This is a genomic window from Bradyrhizobium macuxiense (assembly GCF_007993935.1).
GTDB lineage: Bacteria > Pseudomonadota > Alphaproteobacteria > Rhizobiales > Xanthobacteraceae > Bradyrhizobium > Bradyrhizobium macuxiense_A.
The window spans coordinates 267,768-281,093 of the sequence record NZ_VITY01000007.1 but is presented as its reverse complement, the minus strand read 5'-3'; the positions used below and the strand labels follow the sequence as shown (position 1 = coordinate 281,093).

Sequence of the window (13,326 nt, the reverse complement as noted above, 5' to 3'; positions counted from 1 at the left end):
ACCTCAGATATCGGTTCGGCTCAGCGCGCGCCTCAGCCCCTCATCGAGGCTGATCGGCTGTTGCCATCCGGTGCTCGCGATCTTGGACAGATCGAGCTCAAGCGAGGCAAACAGGCTGTCATAGGCTTCCTTGCGGCCGCCCATCGTCAGCGACACCTTCAAGAGCGGCGGCGGCAGCCAGAACAGGCGCGGCGAGGTTTCTGCCGCGCGGGCCAGCCGCTCGACGAACTCCCGCGTCGAGACCTGCTCGCGGTCGGCCACCAGGAACACGTCGAAATCGTTTCCCGGTTGCGACAAGCGATACAGGATGAACGACGCCAGGTTTTCCGCCGACAGGAACGCGCGGCGATTCTTCACATAAGCGAGCGGAAGCGGCATGCGATTGAGCACCGCGCGCTTGAGCAAGGCGAAATTTCCCTTCGCACCGGCGCCGTAGATCAGCGGCGGCCTGATCACGGTCACCCTCATGCCGCTGCCCGGCGCGATCTCCTTGAGGCCGACTTCGGCAGCCGCCTTCGAGTTTCCGTAGAGCCCGCGGGGCGTCAGGACATCGTCCTCGCGAAATGGAGGGCGCCCGTAATTGCTGCGCCCGTGCACCAGGATCGTGCTGACAAAGACGAAATCCCGGACGCCCGCCGCAACCGCCGAACGCGCCAGATGCAGCGTGCCTTCGATATTGACGTTGCGGTAGAGCTCGATCGCCTGTTCGTCGGACTGCTGGTGAACGCGAGCCGCAAGATGAACGACGGCGTCCACGCCCTCGAGCGCGGCGCGCCAATCGGTGGCGGGGCTGAGCGAGCCGATCGCCACGTCATTTGCATCCTGCGGCGCGGTTCGCACCGCGCGCCGCACCAGCCAGCCGTTCTGCGCCAGCTCGGGCACCACATGGCGACCGACAAAGCCGCTCGCACCTGTCACCAGAACCGTCGGGCGGCGATCAGTCATGCTGTCCGCTCCATATCGTGATTGGATAGCAGCTCCGCGACCAGCGCAGCATAGCTCGACAGGGCCCGCTCGGCACTGAAGGTCCGTGCGGTCGCGACTGCGCGCTCGGCCATCCCCGCGTCCTGCGATCGCGACGCCAGCCTGACGGCATCGGCGAGTTGATCGGGCCGCCCCGGTGTGACGACCCAGCCCAGCCCGTTCTCGCTGACGGTCAGGGCTGCCTCGGCCTCGGGCTCGGAGACCAGGATGACCGGCCGGCCGGCCGCGAGCAGATTATAGAACCGGCTTGGGACCGATACACCGGCAACGTCCTTGCGATAGGGGATGAGCCAGACGTCTGCACTGGAGAGCAGCGCATCCAGCTCGCCGTCCGCGACGCGGTCGACCAGCGTGACGTTGGCGAGTTGCGCCGTGGCCTGCATCTCCTTCAGCCGCGCGAAGCCCATGCCCCACCCCGAGAGCAGGAAATGGATATCGCGCTCTTCGCGCAACAGCCGCGCGGCCTGGAAGACGATGTCCGGATCGTGGGTGAAGCCCAGATTGCCGGACAGACCGACGACGAAGCGGGCGGCAATGGCGTTGCGAAACGGATTATCGGGGCTGACGGGACGATTGCCGGGGACGAGCGTGGCCCAGTTCGGGATGAACCTGATCTTGTCCGGCGTCATTCCGCCATAGCGCAGCAGCAGCTTCTCGGCGTCGCGGCCGATCACGATGACGGCGTTCAGGGCACGGAACATCAGCGTGTTGATGCCGCGCATCGCCCGCGCGACCAGCGAGGACGGCCGCAGCAGCCCGGCCATCACGAGAACATCCGGAAACAGGTCGTGCATGATCAACGCCGACTTGGCGCCCTTCAACCGCGCCGCGGCGGCAACCGCATAGGGAAGCGCGAAGGGTGCGGTCACCGTCAGTGCCACGTCACCCCGCTTCAGCCGCGACAACAATGCAAAGAACATCCGGCCCGTGAACAGCGCCTCGGCCAGCGCGCGCTTGATCAGCGCCGCCTTTCCCGGCAGCCAGTTCCTGACCTCGACGACGGCGGGCCGCCCCGGCGCCGGCGCCCTCGCCGAGCCCGGCATCCCCGAGACCACCACCACCTCCGCCTCCTGCGCAATCCGTTCGGCGATCGCGGACATGATCGCGGCGGTCGTGCTGTGGTCCGGCGGATAGTGCTGGCTGGCGACCACGACTTTTCGAGAACTGGGCATCAATGGCTTTCGAAATGGTCCTGCCTCGTCGTCCGCAGGACGGCGCGGTCAGGCGGCATTCGATCCGAACTCGGGCACCGCGTCCTGAAGGACGGCGCGGATGGTCACGCGGTCATCGCGCTCGATCGCATCCTCCAGCGCCGCGAGCCACTTGCGCAGCGTCGACATCGGCGGCTGGTTCGGCTTGGCGGCCATGACGCCGGCGACGCCGATTTCGAGCGTCGGCTCCTGGCTCGCGAACAGGATCTCGTTCAGCCGCTCGCCGGCACGGATGCCGCTGAACACGATCTCGATGTCGACGCCGGGCTGCAGGCCCGACAGACGGATCATCCGCTCGGCGAGATCGACGATCTTCACCGGTTGCCCCATGTTCAGCACATAGACCGAGACGTCGGGCCGCGCCGGGGTCACTGCGTGCGTGGCCGCCGTGATCACGAGATCGCAGGCTTCGCGGATCGTCATGAAATAGCGAACCATGTCCGGATGGGTCACCGTGATCGGCCCGCCGGCCTCGATCTGCGCCTTGAACTTCGGCACCACGGATCCGTTGGACGCCAGCACGTTGCCGAACCGCACCGAGATCAGCCGCATGTGCGACCTGCCCTTGGCTTCGGTCATCAGGTCATGGTCCAGCGCCTGACAGTACATTTCGGCGAACCGCTTGGTCAGGCCCAGCATCGACACCGGCTCGATCGCCTTGTCGGTCGAGATCATCACCATGGCGCTCGCGCCGGCGGCACGCGCGGCATCGGCGACGTTCACCGACCCGAAGATGTTGGTCTTGACCCCTTCGCTCCAGTCGCGCTCGAGGATCGGCACATGCTTGAGCGCCGCGGCATGGAACACGATGTCGGGCTTGAACTCGCTCATCAGGCGCGTGATGCGCTCGCGATCCCTGATGTCCGCGATCCGGCCCTCGATCTCGGGACCGCTGTCGCGCGCGGACAACGCCTCGGTGACCGCATAGAGCGCCGGCTCCGAATTCTCCACGACCAAGAGGCGCGCGGCGCCGAAGGTCGCCACCCGGTCGCAGATCTCCGCGCCGATCGAGCCGCCGCCGCCGGTTACGATGACGGACTTGCCCTTCACCAGCGTCTCGAGCCGGGCATAGTCGATCTTCTGGCTCGGGCGCAGCAGCAGGTCCTCGACCGCGACATTGGTGAGCCGCGGCGCATCGCCGCCCTCCAGCGACGGCAGGCGGCTGACCATCAGGCCGAGCCGCTTGGCGCGCATCAGCAGGCTCTCCGGATGCGCGTCCGGCTCGAAGGCCGAGGGCGTCATGACCACGCGCTTGATCGGCCGCTGGCGGCTCTCGAAATCCCGAATCACGGCCTCGATGTCATCGACGCCGCCGACCACGGGAATGTTGCGGATCATCTGGCCGCGGTCCGCGACCGACGGCGACAGCACGCCGACCGGCCAGAGCCGCTTGATGGCGCCGTTCTCGATGCCGCGCAGCACGACTTCGGCGTCGGCCGTGCGTCCGACCAGCAGCGCCGGCGCGGCATTGTCGGACCGGGCATGCAGGCGCGTGCGCGAATAGCGGAAGTAGCGATAGCCCAGCCGCAACGCGCTCAGCGCGAACACTTCAAGGAAGAAGAACAGGATGATGGTGACCCGGCCGAGGAACACCGGACTGAGCGAAGCCGCTCCCGTGAAAAAGTAGACGTAGTCCAGCACGACCAGCGCCAGCGTCAGCACCGCTGCCACCCGCAGGATGTTCACCGCGTCCGGCAGCGAGGTGAAGCGCCATTTCGCCGTGGTCAGATTGGAGAAATAGCTGACCACGATGCTGAACAGCACGAACCAGGGCAGGATGCGCAGCAGATGCGGCAATCGATCGGTAAGGAGGTTGCCCTCGAAACGCAGATAGAAGCTCGCCAGCAACGCAAACGTCGTCGCGAGCGCGTCATGTGCCAGAATCAGGAAGTTGCGCAGGGTGAATTGTGAAAGGCGCGTCATTTAGCAGACGGGTTGCTGGCAACTGGGAGTTGGCGACAAGACATTGGCAGGCTGTAGCGTATCTGCGGAGCCCTTGCCAGCGATCATGGGCGGATCGGAGGCTCGGGTTCCAAATCGGTCCCCAATCGCCCCTTCAACGCCATGCCGCCCGCAACCCCGACGCCCAGCACATACATCCAGCCTTCGTGAAAGTCGAAGATGTGTGAATTAAACAACGAACTTGAAATATTCTGTACCACGACGAGAAGCCCGATCCAGTTGACGAGACCGTCGCCGCGGAACAGCAACAGGTGCAGCAGCCACATCGCGTACAGTATCGCTACACCCACAATGCCCCACTGCACGGCGACGTTCAACGTTTGATTGTGGGGGTTTCCGATCACCTCCCCGGATGCCTGGTTCATGCCGCCGGTCGCGACGCGCTCGAACAGACCCCGCGTCGCACCGGTGCCGTGGCCGATGACCGGGGCCTCGGCGAAGAAGCCGAGCGACTTGCGCCAGAATTCGAGCCGCAAGCCGAGCGACGTCGGCTCGTTACGCTCCACGTAGAGCTTGTAGTCACGCCCGAATGACTCGGCCGTCCGTCGCAGTGGCGACGATCCATACCACGCCACCACGGACAACGCGGCGGCCGCGCAAAGGATCAGGACGATGCTGCGCCAGCGCAGATGCAGCAGCGCAAACACCGCGAACATAATCGGAACCGTCACGATCGCCGTCCGCGACACCACCACGAGCGCCATGTTGGCGAACAGGCTGAGCGCGATCGCGGTCAAAAGGACGGCCGGCAAGATGCGTTTGTCCCGCACCAGCATCACGATCGGATAGGCCAGCCCAACCGCGCACAGCGTGAATTCCTGGCTCTGGTCGATGTAGTTCTTGACGAACACGCCCTGCTCGCCGGGGCCGGGCGCCCTCAACGCGAGGTGGGGATAGGCCAGCACCAGCCACGACATCAGCATCAACAGCGTGCAGGAGACGAGGAAGGCAACGAACACCCACGTTCCGCGGGTCGAGCGCTGGAAATGATAGAGCAGCACCGGAAGCACCAAGAGCTTCGCCGTCGGCCCGACCGCGTACAACCGCGCGCCCCAGGCGGCGTCCGACCAGAGCGTGCCGAGGAGCGCGAGGCAGAACAGCGCGATCGGCGCCACGCAGATCGGCCGCTTCAGCAGCGTCCAGAACGCCCGGAGCTCGACGGTCGGCGCAATCGCGATCAGCAGCACCACGCCGAAGATGCCGACCAGCGAGGTCGACCACGGCAGCGACAGCGCGATCAGGACCGCGACAACGTCGGTCGTGGTCTGCCAGCGCGCGGGGTCGCGCCAGGCCGGGCACGCCGCGGCGCGTGCCGGGGATGCCATGCTCGCGCTCACGCCTTGCCCTCGCGGGCCCGGGCAACCAGCGACGTGGTGCTGTGGCCCTGCAGGATCTCGACCAGCACCACCTCGCCGCCGGCGGCCTCGACGATCTCGTGGCCGACCACCTGCTCGCGGGTGTAGTCGCCGCCCTTGACCAGCACGCTCGGCCGCACCTTCGTGATCAGGTTGATCGGCGTGTCCTCCGCGAAGATCGCGACGAGGTCGACGGCTTCCAGCGCCGCGAGCACCTCGGCGCGGGCACGCTCGTTCTGCACCGGACGCCCCTCGCCCTTCAGCCGCTTCACCGAGGCGTCGCTGTTCAACCCGACGATCAGGCGGTCACAGGCGCTGCGCGCGGCGGTCAGCACCTTGACGTGACCGGGATGCAGGATGTCGAAGCAGCCATTGGTGAAGCCGATCCGCAGATCCTGCCGGCGCCATTCCTCGAGATACGCATCGACATCGCCGCCGGCCGGAACGATCTTCTCCTCGGCCGCGAGCAAAGCGTGCGGCAGGATCCTTCGCCGCAATTCGGCGGACCTGACGATCGCGGTACCGGTCTTGCCGACCGCAACCGCCGCGGCCGCGCTCGCGATCCGCAGCGCGCCTTCCCAGTCGGCACCGCCGGCGAGCGCGAGCGCCAGCGCCGCAGCAACGGTATCGCCGGCTCCGGAGACGTCGCGCACCTTGACCGGCAGCGCCGGCACATGGATCGATCCGCCCTCTCGCGTCACCAGCGTCATGCCGCGCTCGCCCTGCGTCACCAGCATCGCCTCGCAATCGGCGAGATACATCGCATCGGGCGCGGCCTGCGCGATGCTGTCCTGGCTGTCGGCGCGGCTGCGGGTCGCCTCGGCGAATTCCTTGCGGTTCGGCGTCAAGACGGTCGCGCCGCGATAGATCGCGAGGTTGGCGCTCTTGGGATCGACGATCACGCGCTTTTTGGCCTGGCGCGCGGCGTCGATCACGTTGCGGATCACCCGCGCGGTCAGCACGCCCTTGGCGTAGTCGGACAGCAGCACGATGTCGGCCTGCGCAAGGCGCGGCAGGATCGCGTCGATCAGCTGCTGCTCGACGGCCGGCGCAGCCGGCGCGGCGAGCTCCCAGTCGGAGCGCAGCATGTGGGTCGAGAACTGCTCGGAGACGAAGCGCACCTTGCGCGTGGTCGGCCGCGCGGCGTCGCGCACCAGCACAGTCTCGATGCCCGCCTCCTTTGCCAGCGCCTCCGATAGCACCGTGCCGGCGGCATCCTCGCCGATCAGGCCGACGAAGATGCAGCGCCCGCCGAGCGAGGCGATATTGCGCGCGACATTGCCGGCGCCGCCGATATTGATCTCGCTGCGCCTGACCGCGATCACCGGCGCCGGCGCCTCGGGCGAGATCCGCGACACCTCGCCATACACGAACTCGTCGAGCATGAGGTCGCCGACGCAGAGCACGGTCTGGCCGGACATTGCACGGGAGATCGCTTCAAAATCAAACATCAGTCACCGTCATCCGCTCTAGCGATAGCGATCCGCGCGATCGAGGAAGCCATTCACATAGGCCCCGACCGCGTCTTCCAGGCGGGTGAATCCGCCATTGTATCCGGCGTGCGCGAGACGATCGACGACGCTCTCGGTGAAGTATTGGTAGCTGCCGCGAATCTGCTCGGGCATGTCGACATATTGGATGTTCGGCGGAAGCCCGAGCGCGCCATAGGCCGAGACGATCAGGTCCTTGAAGCTGCGCGCCTTGCCGGTGCCGACATTGAACAGCCCGGAGACGCGCTGCGTCGCGATCAGCCACATCATCACCCGCACGACGTCGTCGACATAGATGAAGTCGCGGCGCTGGTCGCCGTCGGCGATCCCCTCGCGATGCGACTTGAACAGCTGCACGACGCGGCCCGCTCTGATGTCGTCGAAACGGCGCGCCAAGACGCTCATCATCGAGCCCTTGTGATATTCATTCGGGCCGAACACGTTGAAGAATTTCAGCCCGGCCCATTGCGGCGGCAGAGGCTCGCCCTTCGCGACGCGCCCGGCGACCGCAAGGTCGAACAGCTGCTTGCTCCAGCCGTACAGGTTCATCGGCCGCAGCCGCTTCAGCGCCTCGACCGACGCGTCGTCGTCAAAGCCCTGATCGCCGTCGCCATAGGTGGCCGCCGACGAGGCATAGATGAACGGGGTTGCATTCGCGGTGCACCAGTCGAGCAGCCGCATCGAGAGGCGAAAATTGGTCTCGATCACCAGATCGCCGTCGGTCGCGGTGGTCTCGGAGATGGCGCCGAGATGGATGACGGCGGAAAGCCGCCGCCCCTTCAGCCAGTCGCCGAGCTCGGCCGGGGGGACAACGTCGGCCAGCTGCCGTTTGGCCAGGTTCCGCCACTTGCCGTCGCTCCCAAGAATGTCACAGACCGCGACGTCGCTGTGCCCGGCGTCATTCAACGCGGCCACGACGTTCGAGCCGATAAAACCGGCGCCCCCGGTTACCAGAAACATGATGAAATCCCGCCAGATTCCCTTTGTCAGCCGCCAGCTTTGCCCCACTCCCGCGCCACAGGCAACGACGGCTTTACCTCTTATCGCGAACCGGTTACCGACTTGGCTGCGCCGGTTCGGCCTTGGCCCATTTAGAAATGAATATCGATTCAATATCTGATGTCGAAACCCAGGATGCCGAGGATACCAGACCCATCCTCGTCGTGCCCTATTTATGGATCGGCGACTTCGTGCGCGGCCACACCGTGGTCAGGGTGCTCCGCAAGCGCTGGCCCAACCGGCCGGTCGACCTTCTGACATCAAGGCTTTGCGCCCCTCTGGTCGACTATATGCCCGGGGTTCGCGCCGGAATCGCCTTCGACCTGCCGCGCAGCCGGCTGGCGCTGGCCCGGCAGCGGGCCCTGGCTGCCGAGTTTCGGGAGCGGAACTATGCCACCGCGCTGGTGCTGCCGCGCACCTGGAAGGCGGCCATCGCGCCGGCCCTGGCGGGCATCCCGGAGCGGGTCGGCTTCTTCGGCGAGGCGCGGTTCGGCCTGATCAACGCGATGCGATGGGGCGAGAAGCAACAGCCGCGTTTCATCGACAAGAACGCCATCCTGGCGCTTCCCGATGGCGCCGCCCGCCCGCCGGAATGGCCAGTGCCGCAGCTCCGGGTTCCCGCCGACGACGTCAGCCGATGGCGGCAGGCCAACGGCCTCGGCAGCGGTCCGGCCATCGCGCTCGGACCCGGCTCGGTCGGGGTCTCGAAGCGCTGGACCTATTATCCGGAAGCTGCGCGGCTGTTCGCCGAACGCGGCTTCGACGTCTGGGTGGTCGGCGGGCCCGGCGAGAAGGCGCTGGCGCAGGAGATCGTGGCTGCCGGTGGCGCCCGGGTCCGCGATCTCACCGGCACCGATCTGCGCAACGGCGTGCTGGCGATGGCCGCGGCCAGTGTCGCCATCTCCAACGACTCCGGCCTGATGCACATCGCGGCCGCGATCGGCACCCCGACCATGGGCATTTTCGGCCCGACCGATCCCTATCTCTGGGCCCCCCTCAATGGCCTCGCCGCGACCGTGCGGCAGACCAAGAGCAAGCTGCCGTGCCAGCCGTGCCAGCGCACGGTCTGCACCATGAACGACCATCGCTGCATGCGCGACATCGCGGCCGAGGAGGTCGTCGACATCGCCGAGCGCGTGCTGGCTCAGATCAACGCGCGATAGACCTTGGCGATGGCATTGGCCTCGGCATCGAGGCTGAACTTATCCACAACTCGTTGCCGCGCCCGCGCCCCCATTGCCGCGGCCGATGCCGGATCACGCATCAACGGCTCGAGCGCGGCCGCCAGCGCGTCGGCATCGCCCGGCGGCGTCAGCACGCCGGTGACGCCGTCTTCGACGACGAACTCGGCTGCGCCCGCCCGCGCGGCGACCAGCGCCGCGCCTGCCGACATCGCCTCGATCAGGGTCAGGCCAAAGCCCTCATTGCGCGAGGTGAAGGCGTAGATCGTCAGCCGCTGGTACCAGCGCACGACATCCTCGATCGGCAATTCACCCGTGATGATGACGCGCGATTGCAGACCGGCGGCCTCGATCTTGCGCTTCAGCTCATTGGCAAAAGCCAGTTGCTCCGGCACCACGGCGCCGACAATGACGGCGGTGAAATCGGGATAGCGCGGCAGCAGCCTGCACATCGCCTCGACGAACACGTCGCTGCCCTTCTGCGCGCGCACCCGCCCGAAGCAGCCGATCGCATAGCGCCCCGGCAATTCGCTCTCGACGAAGGCGCTCGCGCGATCGGGCGGCGGCGCATAACGGTCGGTGTCGACGCCATGCATCACCACGGTGGCTTCGCGCTTGAGATACGAGGCCGACAGCGGGCTGGTCGCGATGATCGCGTCCATGTTGCGGATCAGCCAGCGCGTCAGCCAGGTGTGATGACGCTGCGCGGCCGAAGTGAACAGCAGCTTCAGCGGCCAGCCGAGCGCGCGCAGCACGAGCCCTGCAATCATCTCGTCATTGCGCCGCGCGTGCCAGATCAGCGGCTGCGCGCGCCGCCACAGCCGCATCAGATCGGCAAATCCCATCGCGTCGATGCCGTCAGGCCGATGCGAGCCGAGCCAGCCCGCGCGAAACATCTTTGCAAGCTTCGGCGCGACCATGCGGTTGGTCGCGGTGACACCCGAATAGCGTCGGTGCAGGTTCGGCACGATGAGCTGCAGCTCGCCGGCAGGTGTGTTCTCGATCGGCACGCAAGTCTCCGTTTCGCGCCAGTTCCTATACGCAACATTAAGCATAGTGGCCAGTTCGGCCGCGGCGAAACCCCCTCTTCACCGCACTGCCGCTAGCATCGCCGGTTAAAGATATCGGGAGAGCTCTATCCATGACCGTGCTCGTGACCGGCGGTGCCGGCTATATCGGAAGTCACATGGTTCATGCGCTGGTCGATGCCGGCGAGAGCGTCGTCGTCGTCGACAATCTCTCCACCGGCTTCTCCGCGTTCCTGCCCGAAGGCGTGCCGCTGTTCATCGGCGACGCCGGCGACGAGAACCTCGTCGAGGGCGTGATCGCACAGCATGGCATCGACAGCATCATCCATTTCGCCGGCTCGGTCGTGGTGCCGGATTCGATGCGCGATCCGCTCGGCTATTACCGCAACAACACCATGACGACGCGCAGCCTGCTCAACGCCGCCGTGAAGGGCGGCGTCAGCCGCTTCATCTTCTCCTCGACCGCAGCAGTCTACGGCAATCCGGACCAGGCACCGGTGCCGGAGATCGCGCCGACCCGTCCGCTGTCGCCCTACGGCTCGTCGAAGCTGATGACCGAGATCATGCTGCACGATGTCGCCTCCGCCCATGGCATGAACTATGTCGTGCTGCGCTACTTCAACGTCGCCGGCGCCGACCCGAAGGGCCGGGTCGGCCTTGCCACCATCGGCGCCACCCATCTGCTCAAGATCGCGGTCGAGGCCGCGACCGGCCAGCGCGCCAAGATCGACGTGTTCGGCACCGACTATCCGACCCAGGACGGCAGCTGCGTGCGCGACTTCATCCATGTTAGCGACCTCGTCGAGGCGCACCGCTCGGCGCTGGCCTATCTGCGCGCCGGCGGTCAATCGGTGACGATGAACTGCGGCTATGGCCGCGGCTATTCGGTGCTCGAGACCATCGAGGCGGTGCGCCGGGTCTCGATGCGAAATTTTGCCGTCGCCTATGCCGCGCGCCGGCCCGGCGACATCATGACCATGGTGGCGGATACGAGAAGGATCCGCTCGCTGCTCGACTGGACTCCGCGCTACGACGATCTCGAGACCATCGCGAGCCACGCGCTGGCCTGGGAGGAGAAGCTGTTCCGGGAGCGCGGTGGCGCCGCGCGACAGGCAGAATCGGCCTAAAAATCAAGCCGTTATCAAGCCGTTATTGTGCTTGAAAAAGCCCCGCCAAGCGGGCAAGGAGGTCCGCAACCCTGACGGCCGGCGCTGCCCGCCGTCAATGGAACGCGGATGGCTCAGTTTCCAAAGAAAATTACCGACGATCCCTACGGCGCGGCGATCCTGATCCGCCGCCTGGTCACGGAACAGGGGATCACCTACTGGCGGCGCTATCTGACGGCGTTCGCCCTGATGGCGGTTGCGGCCGGCTCGACCGCCGCCGCCACCTATGTGCTCGGCCAGGTCATCAATCAGGCCTATGTCGACAAGAACATCCCCGGCATCGCCATGTTCGCCGGGGTCACGGTGGTGCTGCTGTTCGTCAAAGGCGTGGCGACCTACGGCCACATGGTGATCCTGTCGAAGATCAGCAACGCGATCCTGGCGCGGAACCAGCGCCAATTGTTCGCCAAGCTGATGAGCGAAAGCATCGGCTTCTTCTCGCAGCGGCACTCGTCGGAATTCCTGGCGCGGCTCACCGCCGGCGCCAAGTCGATCACCGACGTGCTCAACATGCTGGTCAATGCGATCGGCCGCGACTTCCTGATGCTGATCAGCATGCTCGCCGTGATGGTCTGGCAGGACCCGCTGATGTCGTTCATCGGGCTGGTGGCGGTGCCGCCGGCGATGCTGATGCTGCGCAGGCTGGTGAAGCGGATCAAGGGCCTTGCCCACAACCAGTTCACCGGCACCGCCGACATCATGGAGACGATGCAGGAATCGCTGCAGGGCATCCGCACCGTGAAGGCGTTCACGCTGGAAGGCACCATGCAGCAGCGGATCGACGAGAACATTGCGATCGTCGAGCGCAACGCCAACAAGATGGCGCGCGTCGCCAACCGCTCCAATCCGCTGATGGAGATGCTCGGCGGCTTCGCGGTCGCCGGCTGCCTGATGTATGGCGGCTACAGCGTGGTTGCGCTCGGTTCCACGCCGGGCCAGTTCTTCACCTTCCTGACCGCCTTCCTGATGGCGACCGAGCCGGCCAAGCGGCTGGCGCGGCTCAACATCGACCTCAACAGCCAGCTGGTCGGTGCGCGGATGCTGCTCGAGGTCGTCGACAGCCCGGCGAGCGAACAGGCCGACGACGACAAGCCGGCGCTGAAGCTCTCCGACGCGCGGATCGAACTGCGCGACGTCAGCTTCGCCTATCGGCCCGGCGAGCCGGTGCTGAACCGCATGAGCTTCGTGGCCGAGCCCGGCAAGGTGACCGCGCTGGTCGGTCCCTCCGGCGGCGGCAAATCGACGGTGCTTGCCCTGCTGCTGCGCTTCTACGAGACGAGCGATGGCGAGATCCTGATCGACGGACAGTCGATCTCCCAGGTCTCCCGCAAGTCGCTGCGCCAGCAGACCGCCTATGTCGGCCAGGACGTCTATCTGTTCCGCGACACCATCCGCGCCAACATCGCGTTCGGCAAGCAAGGCGCCAGCGAGGCCGAGATCATCGACGCCGCCAAGGCCGCCTGCGCGCACGACTTCATCATGAGCTTCCCGCTCGGCTACGATACGCCGGTCGGCGAGCACGGCACGCAACTGTCCGGCGGACAGCGTCAGCGCATCGCGGTCGCCCGCGCGCTGATCAAGAACGCGCCGATCATCCTGCTCGACGAGGCCACCGCCGCGCTCGACTCGGAATCGGAGAAGCAGGTGCAGGAGGCGATCGAGCATCTCTGCCAAGGTCGCACCACGATCGTGATCGCGCACCGCCTGCACACCATCATGCATGCCGATGCGATCCTGGTGGTCGAGGGCGGCGAGATCGTCGAGCGCGGGCGTCACGAGGAGCTGCTGCGCCGCGGCGGCCGCTACGCCTCGTTCTTCCGCCTGCAGCACCATCACGACCCGTCGCCGCTGGCGCTGGCGCCGATCAGCGCCACGGGTTAGAGCGTTTTCCAGCGAAGTGGATTCCGGTTCGCGTGAAGAAAACGCGTCAGAACGAGAATCTACAGCTCG

10 protein-coding genes are annotated in these 13,326 nt (G+C 66.3%); 3 read left to right on the top strand and 7 right to left on the bottom strand.

All coding sequences use genetic code 11. The features are described from left to right. Positions 1-3: 3 nt before the first annotated feature. From FBZ93_RS20330 to rfaD, 6 genes are all read right to left on the bottom strand, one after another. On the bottom strand, positions 4-945 hold the full coding sequence (locus FBZ93_RS20330; protein WP_074130163.1) for an NAD-dependent epimerase/dehydratase family protein: 942 nt from the start codon (positions 943-945) through the stop codon (positions 4-6). Further along, positions 942-2,156: a glycosyltransferase family 4 protein gene (locus FBZ93_RS20325; RefSeq protein ID WP_146987855.1), complete on the bottom strand. Its 1,215-nt coding sequence runs from the start codon at positions 2,154-2,156 to the stop codon at positions 942-944. The genes FBZ93_RS20330 and FBZ93_RS20325 overlap by 4 nt, the downstream gene beginning before the upstream one ends. 48 nt (positions 2,157-2,204) lie before the next feature. After that, positions 2,205-4,118 (bottom strand): nucleoside-diphosphate sugar epimerase/dehydratase, encoded by a 1,914-nt coding sequence (locus tag FBZ93_RS20320; protein ID WP_146987853.1) that lies wholly within the window; start codon positions 4,116-4,118, stop codon positions 2,205-2,207. 83 nt (positions 4,119-4,201) lie between these two features. Next, on the bottom strand, positions 4,202-5,482 hold the full coding sequence (locus FBZ93_RS20315) for an O-antigen ligase family protein (RefSeq protein ID WP_146987851.1): 1,281 nt from the start codon (positions 5,480-5,482) through the stop codon (positions 4,202-4,204). An 8-nt stretch (positions 5,483-5,490) separates the two neighbouring features. Then, positions 5,491-6,963, bottom strand: a complete 1,473-nt coding sequence (gene rfaE1 / locus FBZ93_RS20310) for a D-glycero-beta-D-manno-heptose-7-phosphate kinase (RefSeq protein WP_146987849.1) — start codon at positions 6,961-6,963, stop codon at positions 5,491-5,493. An 18-nt stretch (positions 6,964-6,981) separates the two neighbouring features. Beyond that, the gene (gene rfaD / locus FBZ93_RS20305; protein ID WP_146987847.1) at positions 6,982-7,962 is read right to left on the bottom strand and encodes an ADP-glyceromanno-heptose 6-epimerase; all 981 of its coding nucleotides are present in this window, start codon (positions 7,960-7,962) and stop codon (positions 6,982-6,984) included. Positions 7,963-8,099: 137 nt separating this feature from the next. On the opposite strand from rfaD, the gene waaF reads away from it, so the two are divergent. Further along, positions 8,100-9,164 carry a lipopolysaccharide heptosyltransferase II gene (waaF, locus tag FBZ93_RS20300; RefSeq protein WP_146987846.1) on the top strand — a complete coding sequence of 355 codons (1,065 nt, stop codon included), beginning with the start codon at positions 8,100-8,102 and terminating at the stop codon, positions 9,162-9,164. Here waaF and FBZ93_RS20295 read toward each other — a convergent pair. Next, positions 9,146-10,186: a glycosyltransferase family 4 protein gene (locus FBZ93_RS20295; protein ID WP_146988138.1), complete on the bottom strand. Its 1,041-nt coding sequence runs from the start codon at positions 10,184-10,186 to the stop codon at positions 9,146-9,148. The genes waaF and FBZ93_RS20295 overlap by 19 nt on opposite strands. Positions 10,187-10,323: 137 nt before the next feature. Here FBZ93_RS20295 and galE point away from each other — a divergent pair, with 137 nt between their 5' ends. Together galE and FBZ93_RS20285 are read left to right on the top strand one after the other, a co-directional pair. Then, positions 10,324-11,337 carry a UDP-glucose 4-epimerase GalE gene (gene galE / locus FBZ93_RS20290; protein WP_146987844.1) on the top strand — a complete coding sequence of 338 codons (1,014 nt, stop codon included), beginning with the start codon at positions 10,324-10,326 and terminating at the stop codon, positions 11,335-11,337. Positions 11,338-11,445: 108 nt separating this feature from the next. Further along, positions 11,446-13,257, top strand: coding sequence for an ABC transporter ATP-binding protein (locus FBZ93_RS20285; RefSeq protein WP_146987842.1), 1,812 nt, complete (start codon positions 11,446-11,448; stop codon positions 13,255-13,257). The last annotated feature ends 69 nt before the right edge of the window (positions 13,258-13,326 follow it).